The following is a 23,361-nucleotide window of genomic DNA, read 5'->3' as shown; positions in this document are numbered from 1 at the left end:
CCCGCGCCCCACGAGGCGGTGAGCACCCCAGGGCGCGCGGACGGCCTCCGGGGCTCCACCGGCGGTGACCGCGGCCCGGGGAGCGGCGAGTGCCGCCCGGCCGCGCTCCACACGTCGCGCCCCAGGTCACCGGGGTGAGCCATCGCACATCGCATGGTGTGAACCCTCTTGCGACGAACCCCCTCTTCCCTCCCGGTTCGCCCCGTTCACGGAAGCCAGGAAGTCGCCGCCCATGCCCCGCCACCCCGACCGTCACCACCCCACCCCCGTCCGCACCGCCCTCTCCCGGCGCCGGCTGGTCCTCGCCGCGCCGATCGCCGTGCTGCTCGGCATCACCGGTGGAACGCTGGCGCTCACCGCGGGCTCGTCCGACGCGTCGGACGTGCCGAGCCGTGGGGTGCCGGAGGCGCGGGCGGTCAAGCCGGTCCGTACCGACGGCGGTTCGGTCCTGCAGATCATGGCGCACCCGGACGACGACCTGTTCTTCATGAACCCGGACACGAGCCGGTCCCTGGCCTCCGGCCACAGCCTGACCTCCGTCTACCTCACCGCCGGGGAGTCCGACGGCCGCAACGCCCGCCGTCAGGACCCGCGACCGCCCGCCGACAAGGCGGCGTACGCCGAGGCCCGTCAGAACGGCATACGGGCCGCGTACGCCGAGATGGCCACCGGCAACCGCACGAGCCCGTGGGACCGCGTCTCCATCCCCACCGCCGGCGGTGGCCGCGCGGAGCTGGACACGCTGCGCGCCAAGCCGCGGATCACCCTCGTCTGGCTGCAGCTGCGTGAGGCGGGGAGCATCACCGAGGACCGGCCGCACAGTCTGCACGGGCTGTGGGACGGCCGGATCGACGCGCTGGAGTCGCAGTTGGCGGCCGGTTCCCCGGTGCGGGAGGGCTTCTCGTCCACGAAGGAGCAGACGATCGGGACGATCACCGGTCTGCTGCACCGCTTCAAGCCGACGTTCGTGCGGATGATGGACCCGACGCCCGGTCGCAACGACCGGACGGGCAAGCTGTCCGACCACCAGGACCACATGTACGGCGCCCGGTTCGCGCAGGCGGCGCTCGCCCGGTACGCACAGTCGCCCGGCCACCCGGCGTTCGGCGTGCAGAACTACCTCGGCTACGCGACCGGCGGTCTGCCGCACTCCCTCGACCCGGCGACCACCGAGGCGAAGCTGCGCAGCCTGCGCACGTACGCGTGGATGGACCACACCGACTACTGCGAGGACCCGGCGGGCTGCGGTGACCGCAAGGTGGCCGCGCGGCCCGCGGGCCACGGCTGGGCGCAGTCCATCCGCTACACCCGCTCGGACTCGACGTCCTGGGTGCGGCAGGGCGGGCGTGGCGGTGAGCTGTACGCGTTCGCGGTGCTCGACGGGCGCCTCGCGGTGTGGCGCAAGGCGGCCACCGGCTGGACGGGCCCGGTCCTCCAGCAGGGCGCGGGCCTGGACAGCGGGGTCACGTCGGCGCGGCTCCCGGACGGCCGGATCGCGGTGCTCGGCACGCGTACCGAGCTGGGCGAGACGCCCGAGGCGTACCGCCGCGAGGTGGTGGTCAGCGTGCAGACGGCGCCGGGCGGGGCCTTCGGGCGGTGGCGTTCGCTGTCCACACCGGAGCGGGACGACGCGACGGGGACGTCCGACATCAGTGTTCCGGCGGTTCTTGTGGACCGGGCGGGCCTGATGTCGGTGTACGTGCGGGACGCCGGCCACGGCTTGAGCGTGACGTCGCAGCGGCCGGGCGGCGAGTGGACCGGGTGGACGCGGGCCGGCGGCGAGGGCGTGCACGGCAACCCGGTGGCCGCGACGGACGCGACCGGCCGCGGCTATGTGTTCGCGGGCACGGCGAAGACGGTGCTGGCGTGGACGCAGGCGGCCCCCGGCTCCCCGGTGACCGGCCCGGCGGCGACGGGCCTGCCGCCGACGACGGTGGCGCTGAGCGTCACGCCGGACGGCGCCGACGGGGTACGGCTGTGGTTCCGCGAGCCGGACTCGGGCGCCGCGCGATCGGCGCGCTTCGCGGGCGGGGCCCTCGCCTCGCCGGTGCGGGATGTGCCGGGCGGCGCGGTGGGGTACGGCGGGTACGGCGCGGTGGGCGCGGCCGGTGACCGGCTGGCGCTGCGGTCGGGGACGGGCGCGGTGGCGCAGGCGCCGGGCGGTACGGTGGGCGGTTCGCTGTTCTCCGGCGCGCCCGCGGCCACGCCGTACGGCTTCGCGACGATGGGGCTGGACGGCCGTCTCCACTGGACCGATTGGGCTCCGTCCGGCCGGTGAGTCCGCGCCCCGCGGGGAGTCGGTGTTTCATCGACGTACCCACCGATGGAGGAGAGCTCATGAACTGGACCCTGGAGGTCGTCCTCGTCCCGGTCACCGACCTGGACCGGGCGAAGGATTTCTACGGCGTGAAGTGCGGCTTCACGGTGGACCTGGACACGGAGGTGGCCCCGGGGATCCGCATCGTCCAGCTGACGCCGCCCGGCTCGCGCTGCTCGGTGGCGCTGCAGAGCGGCATGCCTCCGGCGCCGGGCGAGACGTCCATGGCGCCGGGCTCGCTCCAGGGGCTCCAGCTGTGCGTGACCGACATCGAGGCGGCGCGCGAGGAGCTGACGTCGCGGGGTGTGGAGGTCAGCCCGGTGCGACACGTGGGCCCGGACGGCTGGACGGAGGGCAAGGGCGGGACGTGGAACTCGTTCTTGTTCTTCAAGGACCCGGATGGCAACGGCTGGGTGGTGCAGGAGGCGCCGTCGGAGCTGTCGGAACGCTGACCGGCGGCGGCGCGGCCGGTCAGTAGTGGCCCTTCCGCCCGTCGAGGAGCTCCCGGACGGCGTCCATGTGCCCGGCGTGCCGCGCGGTCTCCTCGACGGATGAGCATCCACCGCAGGGTCGCCCGCGCGGACCCGTAGTCCGGGTGCGGGCCGACCTCGTCGAGGGAATGCGCCGCGATGATCTCGTTCGAGACCGCGCACTGCCGCTCGTACTCCTCCAGGAGCGCGCGAGCGGCACGCCGTCGACCTTCGTGTCGAGGTCGTCGTCCTGGTCGAACTGCGGGCCGGCGGCGGGCCGGCCGAGGAAGAGGACCTCGGACCAGGCGTTCTCCACCCACCGCGGATGGGAGACGATGCCGGCCATCGTCATCAGGGGCGACCCGGGCAGCACGGCCCGGTGCGCGTCCTCCTCCGAGAGCCCCTCGCACTTGTACGCGACGATCGCGCGCTGCATGTCGAGCCACCCGACCAGCTGGGTCCGCTCGTCCGCCACGAAGGGCGGCCGTATCCGGGGGAGAGTCATGTGCGCGCACGCCAGCCGACCGGGGCTGTCGCCCGCACCGCGATTTCGGTGGCTCCCGGAGCCCGGCCACCGTCGTCGGCCCCGGCAGCTCCTATTGGCGGACCCGAGGTCCGCGGCCTTCTGCTGCGTACCGCTATAGGGATCGGCCCCGATTCGGTACCGATCTCCGCCCGGCTCCACCGAGTGAATGGAAAGCCGAGCAGAGATAGAGTCGAACCGTAGAGGCCACCCTGGGCATCGCCGGGGCCTGCGGACCGATTCTCCTGAACCTCACACCTTTTACACGATGCCCCTGTCGGCGACATCGCATGGAAGGGACGTTCCTTCATCGCCCCGTGGAGGACTTATGGAAAATGTCGGCATCATTATCACCTCGGCTACCGCCATCTTGTCTCTCTTCCTCGCCGGCTGTGAGCATTGGGCCCAACGGCGCTTGGTGCGAACAGAGCGGGAACGGATCGCGCAACAAGATGAGCGCCTGAGCAACGCGGCAACAGCTGCCTTCGCCGGGGCCGAAACCGCTGATCTCATCGTGCAGCGGGCGAAGGACCCCGAAGTCCCCATGTCTGAATTGCAGACCATGTCCCGCCAGTTGCGCTTCAGTTTGCGCCTGCTCCATCAGCAGTTGGAGGACGAGCGAAAGCTGCTCGACGGGTGGCAGTTCGATCACCTGATGACCAGTGCCGCTCCCGACCGAGGCGCGCCGGGGACGTCCACCCCCAGAGGAGTTGACCCATGAGCATTGTCACGCCTGCTCACCTTTCGGCGGAGGAGATGCCCGAGAACAATCCTCCGATGGGACTCACAGGGATCCGCCCGAAAAGGGTCCTGCATGGCGGGATGTCTTCCGTGTATTTGTGTGAGCCCGGCGAGGGCGGCGGCCCATGGGGGCGGGACGTGGCCGTCAAGAGAATGAAATACGAAATCGCCGCGCGTTCCGGGGCTCCGGAGCGGTTCCTGCACGAATGCTATTTGTGGCTGCAGTTGGGGGAGCACCCTCACGTAACTCAAGCCCTGTCAGCACACCAGGCCCCCCATGAACCTCCGCTGCTCGTACTCGAATACCTTCCCGCCTCACTCCGCGATCCGCTCCGGCGCGGCGCCCTCGACCTGAGGAATGCGCTGCGCCTCCTGATCAACATCGGGGAGGGCCTGGCTTACGTACGGGGTGTCCTTCCGGGGTTCGTCCACGGTGACCTCAAGCCGGAAAACGTCCTGATCGATGAGCGGGACCAAGCCAAGATCACCGACCTCGGGCTGGCGCGGATCGTGACGGAGAGCGTCACACCCGGAACGGACGCGGACACCACTTCTGCGCCGGCCTCCGCGAGTTCGGCGGGATCCACTGGTAACGGAACCCCGCTGTACATGGCCCCGGAGCAGATCACTGAGCGATCACTGCCGGCCAGCGACATATACGCGATCGGCTGCATAGCGCACGAGGTGGTGAGTGGCGAACCGACCTACGGGAGGCCGAGCTCAGTAGCGGACTACATGATGCGGCACCTTCATCGCCGGCCCACCAGTCTCGACAGGCTGGTGCCCGGCACCCCAACCGCCCTGGCTCAGCTCATCTGCGCGATGCTGGACAAATCCCCCACAGGGCGACCCGACCTGGGAACAGCAATCGGTGAGTTTCGCGCCATTGCCGCTGCTTTGGGCGTGCGCGTGCCATTCCCAAGGGCTACTCCAGTCCCCCTCGACCGGGGATTGACGGCGGCGCAGGGGCTCGTCAATCTAGGTCTGCACCTTGAGGCCCGACAGACGGCGGAGAAGCTCGTCGACCTCACCGATGAGGCGGATGACAGGATCTGGATCCACACCTTGTTGGCACGCTGCCACAATGATTCCGGAAACGCACTTTCAGCGGAGCTGGAGCTTGACAGAGCATCCACGTTCATGGACCAGAGCACGGCGTCCGTCAACGTGGCCGCTTATTGTGCGGAAAGATGCAAAGTGGCCATGAAGAAGGGCGACACCCACAAGGCACTCGAATACGCGATTCAGGGGATCCGCGCGGAGCCCCAAGCCTCCGTGGGCTACGCCAACGCCGCCATGGTGTACGAGCGACTTGGCGACGCGGACTCGGCAATCGAATCTTTGCGCATCGCTCTTTCGATCTCACGCGACTTCCGATACTTCTCCGGGCTGATCAACGTACTCAGGGAAGCCGGGAGGGGGAGTGAGGCCATTCAAGTCAGTGATCAAATGATCAGTGCTCATCCGACTCTCGCGCAGGCTTACGCGCTGCACGGTCTTACCCACCTCCTGGTGGCCTCCGACAATGCTCAGCAGATGACACAGAAGACGATGGAGGATTTGGATGCCGTCTTGGCTGAAGACCTCGCCGCTGCCGAGCGATACGGTTCCCACGACCTCCCTGCGACCACGGCTCTGCGCCAGTTGCTTCACGGCAGCGAAAGCCATACGCGCGGGCACCCCAGTGCGGTGCGATGGAGGTCGGGATAGGCACTGCGCCGGAGTCGGGCTGGTACAGGACCGAGACCGGCCCGGTCGGCGGGCCACGGTGCGAAACCGGTCCGCCGTGGTACTGGCGTGCGCCACAGCGCCGCCGCACCGGCCCTGACGACACGAGATACCCCCCTGGCGGGCGCGCCACTCGAGCTCCGTCCGGCCGGCGGAACCGGGCACCGAACGGGTCATCCCTGCATTTCGAAGCGGGTTCGTCGGACACGGCTCCGGGCCGGCGGTCCACGACCGCCGGCCCGGACGGCCGTGCACCAGCGAAACCGCGCTGACCTGCGCTTACAGCACCGGAAGGTTCTTCCGGAGCTCGAAGGCGGTGACCTCGGAGCGGTACTCCTCCCACTCCTGCTTCTTGTTGCGCAGGAAGAAGTCGAAGACGTGCTCGCCGAGCGTCTCCGCGACCAGTTCGCTGCGCTCCATCAGGGAGATCGCCTCGCCCAGATTCTGCGGCAGGGGCTCGATGCCCATCGCGCGGCGTTCCGCGTCCGAGAGGGCCCAGACGTCGTCGTCGGCGCCGGCCGGGAGTTCGTAGCCCTCCTCGATGCCCTTGAGGCCCGCGGCGAGGAGGACGGCGTAGGCGAGGTAGGGGTTGGCGCCCGCGTCGACGGAGCGGACCTCGACGCGGGACGAGCCCGTCTTGCCCGGCTTGTACATGGGGACGCGGATCAGGGCCGAGCGGTTGTTGTGGCCCCAGCAGATGTACGAGGGCGCCTCGCCGCCCGAGCCCGCGGTGCGGGTGGAGCCGCCCCAGATGCGCTTGTAGGAGTTGACCCACTGGTTGGTGACGGCCGAGATCTCCGCCGCGTGGCGCAGCAGGCCCGCGATGAAGGAACGTCCCACCTTGGACAGCTGGTACTCGGCGCCGGACTCGTAGAAGGCGTTGCGGTCCCCCTCGAAGAGGGAGAGGTGGGTGTGCATGCCGGAGCCCGGGTATTCGGAGAACGGCTTCGGCATGAAGGTGGCCTGCACGCCCTGCTCCAGCGCGACCTGCTTCATCACCAGGCGGAAGGTCATGATGTTGTCGGCGGTCGACAGGGCGTCGGCGTAGCGCAGGTCGATCTCCTGCTGGCCGGGCGCGCCCTCGTGGTGGCTGAACTCGACCGAGATGCCCATGGATTCGAGCATGGTGATGGCCTGGCGGCGGAAGTCCATGCCGACGTTCTGCGGGGTGTGGTCGAAGTAGCCGGAGCTGTCGGCGGGGGTGGGGCGGGTGCCGTCGACCGGCTTGTCCTTCAGCAGGAAGAACTCGATCTCGGGGTGGGTGTAGAAGGTGAACCCGAGGTCGGACGTCTTGGCCAGGATGCGCTTCAGGACGAATCGGGGGTCCGCGAAGGACGGGGAGCCGTCGGGCATCAGGATGTCGCAGAACATGCGGGCGGTGCCCGGTGCCTCGGCGCGCCACGGCAGGATCTGGAAGGTGGCCGGGTCGGGCTTGGCGATCATGTCGGATTCGTACACCCGGGCGAAACCCTCGATCGCCGAGCCGTCGAAGCCGATGCCCTCGTCGAAGGCCTGTTCGAGCTCGGCGGGTGCCACCGCGACCGACTTCAGGAAGCCGAGCACGTCCGTGAACCACAGGCGCACGAAGCGAATGTCGCGCTCCTCGAGCGTGCGAAGCACGAATTCCTGCTGCTTGTCCATTTCCAACACCCATCCTCGCTGATCAGGCCAGCATGCCACCACACGGTTTCGTGCACGTTGCGAACCCATAGTGCCTGCCGCTCTGTGGCGCAGGTAACGGCGGCCTCGCAGACTGGGCTGTATGGACCGTGGCGTGATGGAGCTGCCCGGTGCCCGCCTGCCGGGCCGGGTGCGCCTGCTGCCGTGGCTGCTGCTGGTGTTGCTGGTGGTCGTCCAGCTCACCACGCCGGAGAGCGTGCAGCTGGGCTTCGCGTTCGCCGTGGTGCCGCCGCTGACGTCGCTCGTTTACGGGATGTTCGGCACCGCGCTGGTGGCGGTCACGATGTTCGGGCTGCTCCTGGTGCCAACGGTCCGCGCCGACGACGTCTCCTACGGCGACCTGCTCGCCTTCGGGCTGATCGGCGCGGTCAGCGTGCTGCTGGCGGGGCTGCGGGCGCGCCGGGACGCCCAGCTGGTGTCGGTGCGTACGGTCGCGCAGGCCGCGCAGCTCGCGGTGCTGCCGCCGCTGCCGGAGCGGGTGGGGCCGGTGCGGTGCGGGGCGCTGTACCGGGCGGCGGAGCGGGGCACGCTGGTCGGCGGCGACCTGTACGACGTGCGCGACGGCCCCTACGGGGTGCGGGCGGTCGTCGCCGACGTCCAGGGGCACGGGCTGGCCGCGGTCGGGACGGTGGCGGCGCTCCTGGGCGCGTTCCGGGAGGCGGTGCTGGACGAGCCCGAGCTGGGCGGGGTGGCGGCCCGGCTGGACCGGCGGCTGACGGTGGACGCGGCGAGCCGGAGCGACGGGGACGCGGGCGAGGTGTTCGCGACGGCCGTGCTGATGGAGTTCCCGCCCGGTGAGGGCGCGTCGGTGGTGCGGGTGCTCAGCTGCGGCCACCCGGCGCCGCTGGTCGTGGACGGGGACGGGGCCCGGGAGGTGGCGCTGGAGCCGGGCGCGCCGCTGGGGCTCGGGCTCGCGGAGTACCGGCCGCCGCCCGCGGTGACGGTGAAGCTGCGGCCCGCGGAGGTGCTGCTGGCGCACACGGACGGGGTGACGGAGGCGCGGGACGCGGCGGGGGTGTTCTATCCGCTGGCGGAGCGCATCCGGCCGGGCGGGGGGACACCGGTGGAGCTGGTGCGGTCGGTGTGGCGTGATCTGTCCGCGTACACGGGTGTGATCGCCGACGACGTGGCGCTGCTGGCCCTGAGGGCACCGGGCGGCGACGGGGAGGACTGAGGGCCGGAGCGGATGGCTCAGCGGGCGGTGCGGCCATTACCATCACGGCCATGGGGGGCCTGGGGCTCATACGCGACGCGCGTCCCATGGTGCCGGTGAGCGCCGTGGTGACGCTCCTCGCCGCGCTCTTCGTCTGTCTCGGCGGCACGGAGGGCACCCGCCACCACCCCGACCGCGAGGACCGTCGCATGACCGTCGTCGCGGGCACCTCGTACGACTGCCCGTACGACCGGGGCGACTGCGCGCTGTTCCCCCACCTCACCCCCGTCGTCCTCACCGCTCCGCCGCTCGACCCGCCGCAGCAGGCGGACGGGCTCGCCCGGCTCGGCGAGGCGCACGGCACCGACCGGCCGGAGCGCTCCGGGGCACGGCCGCGGGCGCCGGACCTCCATGTCCTTCAGGTGCTGCGGACGTAGGCGGCCGTCGCCCGCGTTCCGGTCCCCCACCCCCTTATCTGACGAAGGACATCGACATCATGGCCGCCAACCGCAACGCCTCCACAGCCGACCGCAGGGCCCGAATAGAGGAGATGCGCCGCGCCGAGAAGTCCCGCGAGCGCCGCAACCGCATCATCACCATCACCCTGAGCACCGTGGTGGTCGCCGGTCTCGTCGGCTTCGGCGGGTACGTGCTCACCAAGGAGAACGAGGAGAAGCAGCAGCAGGAGGTCGCGGCGAAGTCGCCCATCAAGGACGAGAAGTCCTGGGACGCGAAGAAGCTGGGCCGCAACCACGTTCCGCCGGCCTCGTACCCGATGAAGCCCCCGGTGGGCGGCGACCACCACCAGGTGTGGATGAACTGCGACCGTGACGTCTACAAGAAGCCGGTCCTCGACGTGCACGCCGTCCACTCGCTGGAGCACGGCGCGGTGTGGGTGACGTACAACGACAAGGCGCCCGCGGCCGATGTGAAGAAGCTGGAGGAGAAGGTCGGGAAGACCTCGTACTCCTTCATGAGCCCGGTCAAGGACCAGGCCGGCGCGATCATGCTCACCGCCTGGGGCAAGCAGGTCACCGTGGACGGGGCCGACGACCCCCGGGTGAACCAGTTCTTCACCAAGTACGTGAAGGGCCCGCAGACTCCCGAGCCCGGCGCGCCCTGCACCAACGGAATGGGCGAGCAGTGACCCGTACGCAAGGGGCGGCCATCACCGCGGTGGTACTCGCGCTGCTCTTCGCCGGGGCGGCGACGGTCGCCTCGGCCGGCGACGGGCGGCCCCGTACCCCGGCGGCGGACTCGGCGGACGCCGGGTTCGCCCGCGACATGTCGGAACACCACCAGCAGGCGGTGGAGATGTCGTTCATCGTGCGGGACCGCACGACGGACGACGAGGTGCGCAGGCTGGCGTACGACATCGCCAACACCCAGGCCAACCAGCGCGGCATGATGATGGGCTGGCTGGACATGTGGGGGCTGCCGCAGGTCGCCATGGACCAGGAGCCGATGGCGTGGATGGGCATGCCGTCCCACCACACGGCCGGCGGGCTCATGCCCGGCATGGCGACGAAGGCGGAGCTGGACCGGCTGCGCGCGGCGAGCGGCAAGCAGGCGGAGATCCTCTACCTCCAGCTGATGACCGACCACCACAAGGGCGGCGTGCACATGGCGCGGGGCTGCGTCGAGAAGTGCGCGCCCGGGGTCGAACGGCAGCTGGCGCAGGGCATGGTCGACGCGCAGGAGTCGGAGATCCTCCTCATGACCGACCTGCTGGAGAAGCGCGGCGCGAAACCGCGCGGCTGACGCACCGACCGCTGCCGGCCCGGCCGGCAGCGGTCGCGTCAGGGCGTGGACGGGACGAGAATGGGGAGCGCTCGGGGCGTTTTGACCGTTTTACGGAGGTACGCACCCCATGACCACCGCCAAGGACATCATGCACCCGGGGGCCCAGTGGATCCCCCGCCACGAAACCCTCGACCGCGCGGCGCAACTGATGCGCGACAAGAACGTGGGCGCCCTGCCCATCGCGGACGAGAACGAACGACTCTGCGGCATCCTCACCGACCGCGACATCGTCGTCGGTTGCGTGGCCGCCGGCCACGACCCGTCACGCGTGACGGCGGGCGAGATGGCCAAGGGCACCCCGCGCTGGATCGACGCCGACGCCGACGTCAACGACGTCCTGCAGGAAATGAAGGGCCACCAGATCCGCCGGCTCCCGGTGATCGAGAACAAGCGCCTCGTCGGCATGATCAGCGAGGCCGACCTCGCCCGCCACCTCTCGGAGGCCCAAGTCGCAGGCTGGGCCGAAAGGGTCTACGCGGAGTAACCTCCGGGACGCCCAGCACTGTGCCGCCGGTGGCGCCAAGCGGCCCCGTACCACCGCTCACCCGCACCCGGCGGACGGCGCGGGGGTGGGGCCGTGCAGGGTCGCCCCCGCAGCGGGACGGCGGGGCCCCCACCGCCGGCGGTGGCCGCACCCCGGAGGACGGCAAGGCACCGCACCGCACCACCCCCGCCCCGCTCCACCCAGGACATCGCGTCGCTTTGACGATTAGACTGGCCGCGTGCCTCAACTACGCCTCGCCCTGAATCAGATCGACTCGACCGTCGGCGATCTCACCGCCAACGCCGAGGCGGTCGTGCGCTGGACCCGGCACGCCGCCGAGCAGGGGGCGCATCTGGTCGCGTTCCCCGAGATGATGCTGACCGGTTACCCCGTCGAGGACCTGGCCCTGCGGTCGTCGTTCGTCGAGGCGTCCCGCGCCGCGCTGCGCGCGCTCGCCGCGCGGCTCGCCGAGGAGGGCTTCGGGGACCTCCCGGTCGTCGTCGGGTATCTGGATCGTTCGGAGAAGGCCCAGCCCCGGTACGGCCAGCCGGCGGGCGCGCCGCGGAACGCCGCCGCCGTGCTGCACGGCGGCGAGGTGGTGCTGTCGTTCGCCAAGCACCACCTGCCCAACTACGGCGTCTTCGACGAATTCCGTTACTTCGTGCCGGGCGACACCATGCCGGTCGTCCGGGTCCACGGCGTGGACGTGGCGCTCGCCATCTGCGAGGACCTGTGGCAGGAGGGCGGCCGGGTACCGGCCACCCGCAGCGCGGGCGCCGGTCTGCTGCTGTCGATCAACGCCTCGCCGTACGAGCAGAACAAGGACGACCTGCGTCTGGATCTGGTGCGCAAGCGCGCCCAGGAGGCGGGCTGCACCACCGCCTACCTGGCGATGATCGGCGGCCAGGACGAGCTGGTCTTCGACGGCGACTCGATCGTCGTGGACGCGAACGGCGAGGTCATCGCGCGGGCCCCGCAGTTCTCCGAGGGCACCGTGATCCTCGACCTGGACCTGCCGGCCGCCTCCCCCGACGCCCCCACGGGCGTGGTGGACGACGGTCTGGCCATCGAGCGGGTCGTCCTCTCGGAGGAGCCGCTTGCGGCGTACGAACCGGAGTTGAGCGGCGGGTACGCGGAGCGGCTGGACGACGACGAGGAGGTGTACACGGCGCTGGTGGTGGGCCTGCGCGCGTACGCCGCGAAGAACGGTTTCCGCTCCGTGCTGATCGGTCTGTCCGGCGGCATCGACTCGGCGCTGGTCGCCGCGATCGCCTGCGACGCGCTGGGCGCGAACAACGTGTACGGCGTGTCCATGCCGTCGAAGTACAGCTCGGACCACTCCAAGGGCGACGCGGCGGAGCTGGCGCGCCGTACGGGCCTGAACTTCCGTACGGTGTCGATCGAGCCGATGTTCGACGCGTACATGGGGTCGCTGGGCCTGACCGGGCTGGCGGAGGAGAACCTCCAGTCGCGGCTGCGCGGCACGATGCTGATGGCGATCTCCAACCAGGAGGGTCACATCGTGCTCGCCCCCGGCAACAAGTCGGAGCTGGCGGTGGGCTACTCGACGCTGTACGGCGACTCGGTCGGCGCGTACGGGCCGATCAAGGACGTGTACAAGACGTCGGTCTTCCGGCTGGCGCGGTGGCGCAACCGGGCGGCGCAGGAGCGCGGCCAGACCCCGCCGATCCCGGAGGCGTCCCTCACCAAGCCGCCGAGCGCCGAGCTGCGCCCCGGCCAGGTGGACACCGACTCGCTGCCGGACTACGACGTCCTGGACCGGATCCTGGAGCTGTACGTGGACCGGGACCAGGGCAAGGATTCGATCGTCGCGGCGGGCTTCGACGAGGAGCTGGTGACGAGGACGCTGCGGCTGGTGGACGTGGCCGAGTACAAGCGGCGCCAGTACCCTCCGGGTACGAAGATCTCGGCCAAGGGCTTCGGCAAGGACCGGCGTCTGCCGATCACGAACCGCTGGCGCGAGACGACGACGAGCTGACGCGCTCTTCGGGCAGGGGGCTTCCCGCGACGACGCGGGAGGTCCCCTTCGTCGTACGGCCCGTGCGGTCCAGGAGCCCCGCCGTCGCCGCGATCGCGAGCCCCACCACCGCGAGGACCGCGCCGACCAGCGTCGGGGAGGTCCAGCCCCAGCCGGCGGCGATGGCGGCGCCGCCGAGCCAGGCGCCGCCCGCGTTGGCGAGGTTGAACGCCGAGTGGTTGGAGGCGGAGGCCAGGGTGGGGGCGTGCCTGGCCTTGTTCATGACCAGCATCTGGAGCGGGGTGGTGGTCATGAAGCCGACCGCGCCGAGTACGACGACCGTCACGAGGGCGGCCCACTGGACGTGCACGGTGAAGCGGAAGGCGACCAGCACGAGCGCGAGGGCGCCGAGCGACCCGTACAGCGTCGGCCGCAGCGCCCGGTCCGTGAGCGGGCCCGCGACGAGCGCGCCGAGGGTCATGCCGATGCCGAAGAGGGCGAGGACGAGGGTGACGGACGACTCGCCGAAGCCCATGACCTCGGTGGTCATCGAGGCGAGGTAGGAGTACACGGCGAAGACGCCCGCGAAGCCGAAGACGGCGGTGAGCAGCCCGAGCAGCACCTGCCGGTCGCCCAGGGCCCGCAGCTCGCGCCCGAGGCCCTGCTGCGCGTCGACGGGTACGTACGGGACGAGGCGGGCGAGCGCGGCCATGGCGACCAGGCCGATCGCCGTGACGACCAGGAAGGTGGCGCGCCAGCCGAGGTGCTGGCCGAGCAGGGTGGCGGCCGGGACGCCCACGATGTTCGCGACGGTCAGGCCGAGGAACATCGTGGCGACCGCGCGGGCCTGCCTGCCGTCGGCCACGAGCCGGGCGGCGACGACCGCGCCGACGCCGAAGAACGCGCCGTGCGGCAGGCCGGCGAGCACACGGGCGGCGACGAGCGTGCCGAAGCCGGGCGCGAGGGCGGAGGCGAGGTTGCCGACGGTGAACAGCGCCATCAGCAGCAGGAGCATCCGCTTGCGGGGGATGCGGGAGCCGACGGCGGTGAGCAGCGGGGCGCCGATGACGACGCCGATCGCGTACGCGGAGACGAGGTACCCGGCGGTGGGGACGGAGGTGTGGAGGTCGTCCGCGACATTGGGCAGGAGGCCCATCATCACGAATTCGGTCGTGCCGATGCCGAAGGCTGCTATGGACAGGGCGAGCAGGGCCAGGGGCATGAGGGGCAGGGCCTTTCCAGACGTGGACGCGCTTAAGTTCCCTTACGGAACAAAGGGTCGCACGCGGATTGTTCCCCGCGGTGAACGGAGGATTGCCGCCGGATCTCCCGCGTCACGGGTTCAGGGGGTGACGCGCGCCGCGATCGGAAGGTGGTCGCTGTCCGTCTCCGGCAGCGTCCACGACGCCACGGGCTCCACGCCCCGCACCATGATCTGGTCGATCCGCGCCAACGGGAACGCGGCCGGCCAGCTGAAGCCCATGCCGTCACCCGCGGCTCCCTGGGTGGAGCGCATCTGGGAGGTGACCGCGTTGAGCGAACGGTCGTTCATCGTGCCGTTGAGGTCACCGAGCAGGACGACCTTGTCCAGCGGCTCGCGCGCGATCGCCTCGCCGAGCGCGTCGGCGCTCTTGTCGCGCTGGTTGGCGGTGAAGCCCGCGTTCAGCTTGACCCGCACGGACGGCAGGTGCGCGACGTAGACGGCGACGTCCCCGAGGGGCGCGGACACCGTGGCGCGCATCGCCCGCGTCCAGCCCAGCCGGATGTCCACCGGGCGGCTGTCGGTCATGGGGTACTTGCTCCACAGGCCGACCGTGCCCTGGACGGAGTGGTACGGGTACGTGGCGGCCAGTGCCTGCTCGTACACCGGCACCATGCCGGGCTTGAGCTCCTCCAGCGCCAGGACGTCCGCCCCGGAGCCGGCGACGTCGCGGGCGGTGCCCTCGGGGTCGGGGTTGTCGGCGTTCACGTTGTGCGTGACGACCATGAGGTCACCGCCGGGGCCCGACTTGTCCGTGACCAGGCCGCCGAAGGAGTTGAGCCAGACGACCGCGGGGACCAGCAGGGCGACCAGCGCGGTGGCCGAGCGGCGCAGCAGCGCGGCGACCAGGAGGACCGGGAGGAAGACGCCGAGCCACGGCAGGAACGTCTCCGTGAGGCTGCCGAGGTTGCCGATCTTGTTCGGGATCTCCGCGTGGAAGATCATCAGCAGGGCGAGCAGCACCGCGCACACCGCGAGCAGCACCCCACGGCGCCAGATCCCCGGATCGCGGCGCAAGCGGTCGGCCACCGATCGGAGCCGGGATCCGGCGCGCTCGCGCTCCGCGCCGCCGTTCCCCGTCTCCGCCACGTCCACCTGCGCCATTCCGTCGTCCTCACTGCCTTGCGTGTCCTGCTCACCGTCCCCCGGCCCCCGACCCTAGGGGATCAGGGGACGGTCGTACTGCCACGAGGACGACGCGGGCGGCACGAAGGGTTCCGCCGGTTGCGGGTGGGACGGCAGCTGTGACAGAACACGCATACTTCCGGCCGCTCACCCGGGCCTCACCGTCGTACCGGCTCCCGCGCGTCCCCGTGCGGCGCCTGCGGCGCGGGCCCGCCGCCGCGTGCCGCGTGCGGGCGCCGCGCCGGCAGGAAGGCGGCCACCACGGCGGCGCCGGCCAGCGCGATGGCCGTCGACACCAGGGCGGTGACGTGCATGGCGCCGAGGAAGGCGTCGTACGCGGCGGGGATCAGCTCCCGCCCCGGCGCGCCGAGCCGCTCGGCGGCGGCCAGGGTGCCCTCGATGGACTCCCCCGCCGCGTGCCGCGCGGCACCGTCCGGCACCGCGCCGAGCCGGTCCTCGATCCCGCCCCGGTACGCGGTGGAGAGCACCGAACCGAGGACCGCCACCCCCAGCGCCCCGCCGACCTGCCGGAACGTGTTGCTGATCGCCGAGCCCGAGCCGGCCCGCGCCCGGGGGAGCGACTGCATGACCGAGACGGTCACCGGTGGCATGACGTGCGCCATCCCGACGCCCTGCACGAAGAGCACCAGTGCCAGCACCCACACCGGCGTCGACGCGTCGTAGAAGGCGAACGAGGCGAGGCACGCGGCGATCAGCAGCATCCCGGCCGTGCACACCGCCCGGGCGCCGAAGCGCGTCACCACGAGCCTCGCCCGGGGCGCGAACAGCATCTGGGCGACGGCCAGCGGCAGAACCAGCAGGCCGGCCTGGAGCGCGCTGTAGCCGCGCACGCTCTGGAGGTAGAACGCCGACATGAAGGTCACGCCCATCAGCGCGAAGAACACCAGCGAGATCGCGGCGATGGCGCCGGAGAACGCCGGTTTGCGGAAGTGCCCCATGTCGATGGCCGGATGGGCGGTGCGCTTCTCGTGGACCACGAACCCGGCGAGCACGGCGAGCCCGGCGAGCAGCGGCAGCAGCGACGTGGGGTCGGTGAAGTCGGCGAGCTCGCCGCCCCGGATGATCCCGTACACCAGCAGCACCAGCCCGACGATGGACAGCACCACGCCGGGCGGGTCGAGCCGCCCGGGGTGCGGGTCCCTGGAGTCGGGCACGAGCAGCACCATCGCCACCAGGGCGATGATCACGACGGGGACGTTGACGAGGAAGATGGAGCCCCACCAGAAGTGCTCCAGCAGCAGTCCGCCGGTGACCGGGCCGATGGCGATGCCGAGGCCGACGCTGCCCGCCCAGATGCCGATGGCCTTGGGCTGCTCGTCGCGCTCGAAGACGTTCATGAGGATGGCGAGCGTGGCGGGCATCACGAAGGCCCCGCCGAAGCCCATCAGGGCGCGGTGGGCGATCAGTTCGGCGGGTCCGTCCGACAGCGCGGCGAGCGCGGAGCCGGCACCGAAGACGACCAGCCCGAACAGCAGGGTCCTCTTGCGGCCGAGCCGGTCCCCGAGCAGGCCGGAGGTGAACAGGAGCCCGGCGAAGACGAGGGTGTAGGCGTTGATCGCCCACTCCAGCTCGCTCTGGGTGGCGCCCAGGCCGATGGGGGCGGGTGCGGCGACCGTCTTGACGGCGACGTTCAGGATCGAGTTGTCCAGGACCACGATGAGCAGGCTGAACATCAGGACGCCGAGGATCACCCAGCGGCGGCGGTGGACGGCTTCGGGCACGGCGGCCTCGGGCATTACGGCTTCCGGTACGGGCATGTTCCGACCGTAATGGTGGTTTTCGCACCTCACCGTCCCGGCCACGGTCGCTTACGCCACCGGAGTGCCCCGCGGGCGCCGGCCGCGTCCGCGTCGCGGTGTGGCGCGCCCTACGAACGGGCCCACTTCCCCCGCGCGGCACGTAGTGCCACCATGGACCTGGTCCGGGGACGCCGTCAGGGCGCCTCGAGATGACGAAGGAGCCGTTCCCCATGACGCTTCAGGCTGCCCGCAAGCAGCCCGCCGACAGCAGCAAGGCGCTGTACGGCGGCAAGGGCACTCGCCGCATCACCGTGCATGACATCGCCGCCGCCAAGGAGCGGGGCGAGAAGTGGCCCATGCTGACCGCTTACGACGCGATGACCGCGTCCGTGTTCGACGAGGCCGGCATCCCGGTCATCCTCGTCGGCGACTCCATGGGCAACTGTCACCTCGGCTACGACACCACCGTGCCCGTCACGATGGACGAGATGACGCTGCTGTCCGCCGCGGTCGTACGGGGCACCAGGCGCGCCCTGGTCGTCGGCGACCTGCCCTTCGGCTCGTACCAGGAGGGCACCGTGCAGGCCCTGCGGTCGGCCACCCGCCTGGTGAAGGAGGCCGGCGTCGGCGCGATCAAGCTGGAGGGCGGGGAGCGCTCCCTGCCGCAGACCGAGATGCTGGTCCAGGCCGGCATCCCCGTCATGTCCCACCTCGGCCTGACCCCGCAGTCCGTCAACACCATGGGCTACCGGGTGCAGGGACGCGCCGACGAGGACGCGCACCGGCTGCTGCGCGACGCCAAGGCCGCGCAGGACGCGGGCGCCTTCGCGGTCGTCCTGGAGCTGGTGCCGGCCGAGCTGGCCGCCGAGGTCACCCGGTCCCTGCACATCCCGACCATCGGCATCGGCGCCGGCCCCGACACGGACGCCCAGGTCCTCGTCTGGACCGACATGGCGGGGCTGACCGGCGGCAAGGTGCCGCGCTTCACCAAGCAGTACGCCAACCTCCGGCAGACCCTCGGCGACGCGGCGAAGGCGTTCGCCGAGGACGTGGCAGGCGGAACGTTCCCGCTCGAGGAGCACACCTTCCACTGATCCCGGAGCCACCAGGCCACTCCCGGTACGGACGACAGCCCGCCGACTTCCCCCATCGGCGGGCTGTCGGCATGAGAAGGCCTGCCGGGCGTAGCCTGGAAAGTGGTCTCGGGGGCCCATCCCATATCCCGCCGGAGGCGGTGGACATGCCCGCAATCGTGCGCAAGAGCTTCGACTCCGCAGACGAGACCCGGCCGTTCGAGGACGGCAAGGGAAGGCTCGATGTGGTGAACACCGACAGGGGCCCGGTCGGCCGGGCCGTCTTCGAGCCGGGCTGGCAGTGGACCAAGCACGTCAAGCCCATCGCGGGCACCGACAGCTGCCAGGCCTCGCACGTCGCTTACATCGTCAGCGGCCGGCTGAAGATCGTCATGGACGACGGCGAGACCGCGGAGGCGGGGCCCGGTGACTTCTTCACCGTCGAGCCCGGGCACGACGCCTGGGTGGTCGGTGACGAGCCGTGCGTCTGCCTCGACTGGGTGGGCTTCGGCGACTACGCCGTGCCCGCGGGATCCACGTCCTGACCTGCGAGGTCCCGGCCGGTGAGCGGCCTGTCGGCGGCTTGTCGGTGATCTGTCGGTGATGTGTCGGTGGCCGCTGGTGACATGGCGGCATGACACGACGATCCGATACGAACGCCGTCGAGGTGCGGGGCCTCGTGAAGCACTACGGCGACACGAAGGCACTGGACGGGGTGGACCTCGACGTGCGCGAGGGCACCGTCCTCGGGGTGCTCGGCCCCAACGGCGCCGGCAAGACCACGCTCGTCCGCTGCCTGTCCACCCTCGTCGTCCCCGACGCGGGCCGCGCCACCGTGGCCGGGTACGACGTGGTGCGCCGGCCCCGCGCGCTGCGCCGCGCCATCGGGCTCACCGGCCAGTACGCCTCGGTCGACGAGAGGCTGTCCGGCTGGGAGAACCTGTACATGATCGGGCGGCTGCTCGACCTGTCCCGCAAGGACGCCCGCCGACGCGCCGACGAGCTGCTGGAACGGTTCTCCCTGACGGAGGCCGCCGGGCGTTCCGCGATGACGTACTCCGGTGGTATGCGGCGCCGCCTCGACCTGGCCGCCTCCATGACCGGCCGCCCCGCCGTGCTCTACCTGGACGAACCGACGACGGGCCTCGACCCCCGCACCCGTAACCAGGTGTGGGACGAGGTCCAGGGCATGGTCGCCGAGGGCGTGACGGTCCTGCTCACCACCCAGTACATGGAGGAGGCCGAGCGGCTGGCGCACGAGCTCACCGTCATCGACCGGGGCAAGGTCATCGCCACCGGCGAGGTGGACGAGCTCAAGGCCAGGGTCGGGGGCCGCACTCTCCGGGTCCGTCCCGCCGACCCGGCGCACCTCCCGGCGATGGCGCGGACGCTGACCGAGCACGGCCTGGCCGGTATCGCGGGCCCGACCGTCGTCCCGGACGAGGGACTGCTGTCCGTACCGATCCTCAGCGACGAGCAACTGACGGCCGTGATCGGCCTGTTGGGCGCGCGGGGCTACGGCATCGCGCACATCGGCACGCATCTGCCCAGCCTGGACGAGGTGTTCCTGGCCATCACCGGCGAGAAGTCGTCGGTGCCCGGCACGACCCATGAGGAGGTCGCCGCGTGAACGCGGTGCGTACGACGACAAAGACCCTGACGGCGACCGGGACGGCGGCGACCGGGAGCGCGGCCGAGGACCGGATCGGGCCGCGGGCCAACGCCCGCCACATCGGCGCGCTGGTGCGGCGCAACGCACTCCAGATCAAGCAGGATCCGCAGTCGATGTTCGACGTGCTGCTGACGCCCATCGTCTTCGTCCTGCTCTTCGTGTTCGTCTTCGGCGGCTCGGTCGGCCGGGCGCTCGGTGGCGACCGGGACGCGTATGTGAACTACGTGGTCCCCGGTTTGATGGCGATGATGGGCCTGAACATCGCCATGGCCGTCGGCACCGGCATCAACGACGACGTCAGGAAAGGGGTCATGGACCGGTTCAGGACGATGCCGATCGCCCGGTCGTCCGTCCTCGTCGCCAAGATCGTCGTGGAGATCGGCCGGATGCTGGTGGCCTCCGCCATCCTGCTCGGCATGGGCTTCCTGCTCGGTATGGAGATCAGGACGTCGGTGCTCGACCTGCTCGCGGCGGTCGGCCTGTCCGTGGTCTTCGGCGCGTCCCTGATGTGGATCTTCATCCTGCTCGGTCTCACGTTGCAGACGGCGCAGGCCGTCCAGGGGGTGGCGATGATCGTGCTGATGCCCCTTCAGTTCGGGTCGTCCATCTTCGCCCCGCCGGCGTCGATGCCGGGCTGGCTGCGGACGTTCACCGACCACAACCCGCTGTCGAACCTGGCCGACGCCGCGCGCAACCTGGTCAACGGCGGCCCGGTCGCCGAGTCGGCGTGGACGACGCTCGGCTGGGCGGCGGCGATCACGCTGGTGACGGCGCCGCTCGCGGTCGCCAGGTTCCGCGGCAGGACGTGACCCGGGTGGCCGGGCGGCGGTCCGGTACGGTCTCTACCGTCCCCGAGCCCAGGAGCGCCGCCCATGGCCACCGCCACGTCCCGCCACAGCGAGCGGAGAGTCAGTCCCGTCTTCCTCGGTATCGCCGCCGTCATGGCGGTCACCGGCTGGGCGGTGTGGACCGGCTTCTCCGCCGACCCGGGCCTGGCCGTCTTCCTGTTCGTCACGTCCACATGGATCGTGTCGCTCTGTCTGCACGAGTACGCGCACGCCCGGACCGCCCTGCACGGCGGTGACATCTCCATCGGCGCTAAGGGCTATCTGACCCTCAACCCGCTGAAGTACACGCACGCGATGCTCAGCATCGTGCTGCCGGTCGTCTTCGTGATCATGGGCGGTATCGGCCTGCCGGGCGGCGCGGTGTTCATCGAGCGGGACCGGATCCGCGGGCGCTGGAAGCACAGCCTGGTGTCGGCGGCGGGCCCGCTGACGAACGTCCTCTTCGCGGCCCTCCTCACCGCGCCCTTCTGGCTCGGCGCCCTCGACGGCGTGCCGATGGCGTTCCGCTTCGCGCTCGCGTTCGTGGCGCTGCTGGAGGTGTCGGCCGTGATCCTGAACTTCCTGCCGGTGCCGGGTCTGGACGGTTACGGCGTGATCGAGCCGTGGCTGTCGTACCGGATCCGCCGGAAGGTCGAGCCGTACGCGCCCTTCGGGCTGCTCGCGGTGTTCGTGTTCCTCTTCATCCCCGAGGTGAACGACGCCTTCTTCGGGCTGGTCGACTTCGTCCTGCGGGGGCTGGGCATCGAGGAGCTGGAGCGGTACTGCGGGCGGGACCTCTTCACCTTCTGGGAGGAGCGCGACCCGGTGTGCGAGGAGATCCTCAGCTGGTGACGCGCGGCCCGCGGCGCCAGTAGTACCAGGCCATGTTGGACGAGACGCCGGCCAGCAGGACCCAGATGACGCCGAGCCAGGTGCCCTGGACGAAGGACACCACGGCCGCGGCGACGGCGAGGGCGCAGACGACGAGGGCGTACAGAGCGAGGCGGGGCATGGGGGTGGCTCCTGTCCGGGTATGTACTCATGACGTGCCTGTCCAGTGTCCCCCATGCCCGTCCGCTGCCGGACGCCGGTCGTCGGCCGGCCGTACGCCCGCCTCGGGCCGACGGGCGCCGGACCGGGCGCCGGTCAGATGTCGGTGACGCGCAGACCGGCGTGGGCCTTGTAGCGGCGGTTGACCGAGATGAGGTTGGCGACCAGCGCCTCGACCTGGTGGGCGTTGCGCAGCCGGCCCGCGAAGACGCCCCGCATACCGGGGATGCGGGCGGCGAGCGCCTGCACGAGGTCGGTGTCCGCGCGGCTCTCGCCCAGGACCATCACGTCCGTGTCGATCTCCTCGACCGTCTCGTCCTGGAGGAGCACGGCGGACAGGTGGTGGAACGCGGCGGTCACGCGCGAGTCCGGCAGCAGGGCGGCGGCCTGCTCGGCGGCGCTGCCCTCCTCCGGCCTGATGGCGTAGGCGCCCTTCTTGTCGAACCCGAGGGGGTTGACGCAGTCGATGACCAGCTTGCCGCGCAGCTCCTCGCGGAGCGACTCCAGCGTCCGGGCGTGGCCGTCCCACGGCACCGCGATGATCACGATGTCGCTGCGGCGGGCGCACTCTGCGTTGTCGGCGCCCTCGACGCCCAGGCCGAGCTCGGCGGCGGCGGCCTCGGCGCGCTCGGCGGCCCGGGACCCGATGATCACCTTCTGCCCGGCGCGGGCGAGGCGGAGGGCGAGGCCCCGGCCCTGGTCGCCGGTGCCGCCGAGGACGCCGACGACGAGCCCGGAGACATCGGGGAGAGCGTTCGTATCAGTAGTCATGGTCCCCGACATTACGTGGCCCGCCCCGTACGGGTGATGTGAGGCCGAACCCCCGCGCGGGGGCGGTGCGGCGGGGCAGGATGCGGCGCCATGGATGCCGTACGTGTCGCCCTGCTGCGTGAGGTCCTGGCCGGTACGGAGTGGCCCGCGGCGGCCCGCCGGTTCGCCGGTGTGCTGCGGTCGTCGGTGGTGCCGCACGGCGGCGGGCTGCTGCTGGTCGGTACGGCGGAGTACGAGCCGTGGCACCTGGCGGCCCATCTGGTCGACGAGGCCGCGTGGTCGGGGCAGCCGGAGCTCGCGCCGACGCTGGTGCGGCACCGGGTGCGGGCCTCCGATCCGGCGCACCTGGCGGTGGGCCTGGGCCGGCTGGAGGCCGCCGGGCGCGGGTCGACCCTGCTGGTGGTTGCCCCGGAGCGGCCGGGCGGCGGCCTGCTGGAGCGGGTGCACGGAGCGCGGCGGGCGGGGGCGACGGTGCTGGCGCTGGACGGCGGTGACCGGGAGATGCGCGGGCTGGCCCATGAGGCGCTGACGGTGGCGGAGGCGGAGGAGGTGGACCTCGACACGGTGCAGCACCTGGTGAGCGCGGCGGCCGGTGAGAACACCCTGCCGTCGCTGTCACCGCGCGAGGGCCGCCGCTTCCGCGACCGGCTCTCGCGGCTCGCGGACCATCTGACGTCACCGCCGCCGACGCGCTGGTAGGCGCGGCCGGGCGCGATGGGCGGCCGGCCGGGCACGCGCGCGGCGTTCCGGAGCGGCGACCGTGCGGCATTCCGGAGCGGCGGCCCGGCGTGCGCGGCGTCGGTGGGCCTGACCGGCGGCGGCGATGCTTGCGCCGCCGTGCCCACGGGCCCCGCGCCCCCGGGCCTGGCTCACGGGGTGACGCCGGGCCCCGGGTCACGACCCTCGCGGCCGGATGGGCCCCCTTCGGCGCCCGGTCCCCGGTGC

23 protein-coding genes are annotated in these 23,361 nt (G+C 71.4%); 16 read left to right on the top strand and 7 right to left on the bottom strand.

The features are described from left to right. Positions 1-232: 232 nt before the first annotated feature. Together ABZZ38_RS08300 and ABZZ38_RS08295 are read left to right on the top strand one after the other, a co-directional pair. Positions 233-2,278 (top strand): PIG-L family deacetylase, encoded by a 2,046-nt coding sequence (locus ABZZ38_RS08300; protein WP_356737026.1) that lies wholly within the window; start codon positions 233-235, stop codon positions 2,276-2,278. Positions 2,279-2,337: 59 nt separating this feature from the next. Continuing rightward, complete coding sequence (locus tag ABZZ38_RS08295; protein ID WP_356737024.1) at positions 2,338-2,769, top strand: VOC family protein; 432 nt, start codon at positions 2,338-2,340, stop codon at positions 2,767-2,769. 19 nt (positions 2,770-2,788) lie between these two features. Here ABZZ38_RS08295 and ABZZ38_RS08290 read toward each other — a convergent pair whose 3' ends face one another. Then, a complete protein-coding gene (locus ABZZ38_RS08290) occupies positions 2,789-3,292 on the bottom strand; it encodes a DUF664 domain-containing protein (protein ID WP_356737022.1) in 504 nt (167 codons plus the stop codon). A gap of 346 nt (positions 3,293-3,638) precedes the next feature. Between ABZZ38_RS08290 and ABZZ38_RS08285 the strand changes: the two genes are divergently transcribed. Next, positions 3,639-4,031 (top strand): hypothetical protein, encoded by a 393-nt coding sequence (locus tag ABZZ38_RS08285; protein WP_356737020.1) that lies wholly within the window; start codon positions 3,639-3,641, stop codon positions 4,029-4,031. After that, positions 4,028-5,761: a protein kinase gene (locus ABZZ38_RS08280; protein WP_356737018.1), complete on the top strand. Its 1,734-nt coding sequence runs from the start codon at positions 4,028-4,030 to the stop codon at positions 5,759-5,761. The genes ABZZ38_RS08285 and ABZZ38_RS08280 overlap by 4 nt, the downstream gene beginning before the upstream one ends. A 297-nt stretch (positions 5,762-6,058) precedes the next feature. Here the strand turns inward: ABZZ38_RS08280 and ABZZ38_RS08275 are convergent, their stop codons facing one another. After that, positions 6,059-7,420 (bottom strand): glutamine synthetase family protein, encoded by a 1,362-nt coding sequence (locus tag ABZZ38_RS08275; protein ID WP_356737016.1) that lies wholly within the window; start codon positions 7,418-7,420, stop codon positions 6,059-6,061. Positions 7,421-7,541: 121 nt separating this feature from the next. Here ABZZ38_RS08275 and ABZZ38_RS08270 point away from each other — a divergent pair, with 121 nt between their 5' ends. From ABZZ38_RS08270 to ABZZ38_RS08245, 6 genes are all read left to right on the top strand, one after another. Beyond that, entirely contained in the window at positions 7,542-8,633 is a 1,092-nt protein-coding gene (locus ABZZ38_RS08270; RefSeq protein ID WP_356737014.1) for a PP2C family protein-serine/threonine phosphatase, read from the top strand. A 50-nt stretch (positions 8,634-8,683) separates the two neighbouring features. Next, positions 8,684-9,049: a hypothetical protein gene (locus ABZZ38_RS08265; RefSeq protein ID WP_356737012.1), complete on the top strand. Its 366-nt coding sequence runs from the start codon at positions 8,684-8,686 to the stop codon at positions 9,047-9,049. Positions 9,050-9,108: 59 nt separating this feature from the next. Then, positions 9,109-9,759 (top strand): DUF3105 domain-containing protein, encoded by a 651-nt coding sequence (locus tag ABZZ38_RS08260; protein ID WP_356737010.1) that lies wholly within the window; start codon positions 9,109-9,111, stop codon positions 9,757-9,759. Then, complete coding sequence (locus tag ABZZ38_RS08255; protein WP_356737008.1) at positions 9,756-10,373, top strand: DUF305 domain-containing protein; 618 nt, start codon at positions 9,756-9,758, stop codon at positions 10,371-10,373. The genes ABZZ38_RS08260 and ABZZ38_RS08255 overlap by 4 nt, the downstream gene beginning before the upstream one ends. 109 nt (positions 10,374-10,482) lie before the next feature. Then, complete coding sequence (locus tag ABZZ38_RS08250) at positions 10,483-10,899, top strand: CBS domain-containing protein (protein WP_356737006.1); 417 nt, start codon at positions 10,483-10,485, stop codon at positions 10,897-10,899. Between the two features lie 238 nt (positions 10,900-11,137). Further along, positions 11,138-12,898, top strand: coding sequence for an NAD+ synthase (locus ABZZ38_RS08245; protein WP_356737004.1), 1,761 nt, complete (start codon positions 11,138-11,140; stop codon positions 12,896-12,898). Here ABZZ38_RS08245 and ABZZ38_RS08240 read toward each other — a convergent pair. The 3 genes from ABZZ38_RS08240 to ABZZ38_RS08230 form a co-directional block, all read right to left on the bottom strand. Next, positions 12,864-14,099, bottom strand: coding sequence for an MFS transporter (locus ABZZ38_RS08240; RefSeq protein WP_356737002.1), 1,236 nt, complete (start codon positions 14,097-14,099; stop codon positions 12,864-12,866). The genes ABZZ38_RS08245 and ABZZ38_RS08240 overlap by 35 nt on opposite strands. A gap of 120 nt (positions 14,100-14,219) precedes the next feature. Continuing rightward, complete coding sequence (locus ABZZ38_RS08235) at positions 14,220-15,242, bottom strand: endonuclease/exonuclease/phosphatase family protein (protein WP_356737000.1); 1,023 nt, start codon at positions 15,240-15,242, stop codon at positions 14,220-14,222. A 179-nt stretch (positions 15,243-15,421) separates the two neighbouring features. Further along, positions 15,422-17,041 carry an MFS transporter gene (locus tag ABZZ38_RS08230; RefSeq protein ID WP_356736998.1) on the bottom strand — a complete coding sequence of 540 codons (1,620 nt, stop codon included), beginning with the start codon at positions 17,039-17,041 and terminating at the stop codon, positions 15,422-15,424. 212 nt (positions 17,042-17,253) lie between these two features. Here ABZZ38_RS08230 and panB point away from each other — a divergent pair, with 212 nt between their 5' ends. The 5 genes from panB (at position 17,254) to ABZZ38_RS08205 (ending at position 21,447) form a co-directional block, all read left to right on the top strand. Further along, positions 17,254-18,117, top strand: coding sequence for a 3-methyl-2-oxobutanoate hydroxymethyltransferase (gene panB / locus ABZZ38_RS08225; protein ID WP_356736996.1), 864 nt, complete (start codon positions 17,254-17,256; stop codon positions 18,115-18,117). A gap of 146 nt (positions 18,118-18,263) precedes the next feature. Continuing rightward, complete coding sequence (locus ABZZ38_RS08220; RefSeq protein ID WP_356736994.1) at positions 18,264-18,641, top strand: cupin domain-containing protein; 378 nt, start codon at positions 18,264-18,266, stop codon at positions 18,639-18,641. Between the two features lie 89 nt (positions 18,642-18,730). Beyond that, complete coding sequence (locus tag ABZZ38_RS08215; RefSeq protein WP_356736992.1) at positions 18,731-19,726, top strand: ATP-binding cassette domain-containing protein; 996 nt, start codon at positions 18,731-18,733, stop codon at positions 19,724-19,726. A 5-nt stretch (positions 19,727-19,731) separates the two neighbouring features. Beyond that, positions 19,732-20,577 (top strand): ABC transporter permease, encoded by an 846-nt coding sequence (locus tag ABZZ38_RS08210; protein WP_356737276.1) that lies wholly within the window; start codon positions 19,732-19,734, stop codon positions 20,575-20,577. 63 nt (positions 20,578-20,640) lie between these two features. Beyond that, positions 20,641-21,447, top strand: coding sequence for a site-2 protease family protein (locus ABZZ38_RS08205; RefSeq protein ID WP_356736990.1), 807 nt, complete (start codon positions 20,641-20,643; stop codon positions 21,445-21,447). Here the strand turns inward: ABZZ38_RS08205 and ABZZ38_RS08200 are convergent. Together ABZZ38_RS08200 and npdG are read right to left on the bottom strand one after the other, a co-directional pair. Then, positions 21,437-21,607, bottom strand: coding sequence for a hypothetical protein (locus ABZZ38_RS08200; protein ID WP_356736988.1), 171 nt, complete (start codon positions 21,605-21,607; stop codon positions 21,437-21,439). The genes ABZZ38_RS08205 and ABZZ38_RS08200 overlap by 11 nt on opposite strands. A gap of 134 nt (positions 21,608-21,741) precedes the next feature. Next, entirely contained in the window at positions 21,742-22,416 is a 675-nt protein-coding gene (gene npdG, locus ABZZ38_RS08195) for an NADPH-dependent F420 reductase (protein ID WP_356736986.1), read from the bottom strand. Positions 22,417-22,506: 90 nt separating this feature from the next. Between npdG and ABZZ38_RS08190 the strand changes: the two genes are divergently transcribed. Beyond that, on the top strand, positions 22,507-23,115 hold the full coding sequence (locus ABZZ38_RS08190) for a hypothetical protein (protein ID WP_356736984.1): 609 nt from the start codon (positions 22,507-22,509) through the stop codon (positions 23,113-23,115). The last annotated feature ends 246 nt before the right edge of the window (positions 23,116-23,361 follow it).

Origin of the sequence: Streptomyces sp. NPDC006368 (assembly GCF_040612535.1) — a bacterium.
Taxonomy (GTDB): Bacteria; Actinomycetota; Actinomycetes; order Streptomycetales; family Streptomycetaceae; genus Streptomyces.
This window is presented reverse-complemented; position numbering and strand designations above follow the sequence as displayed.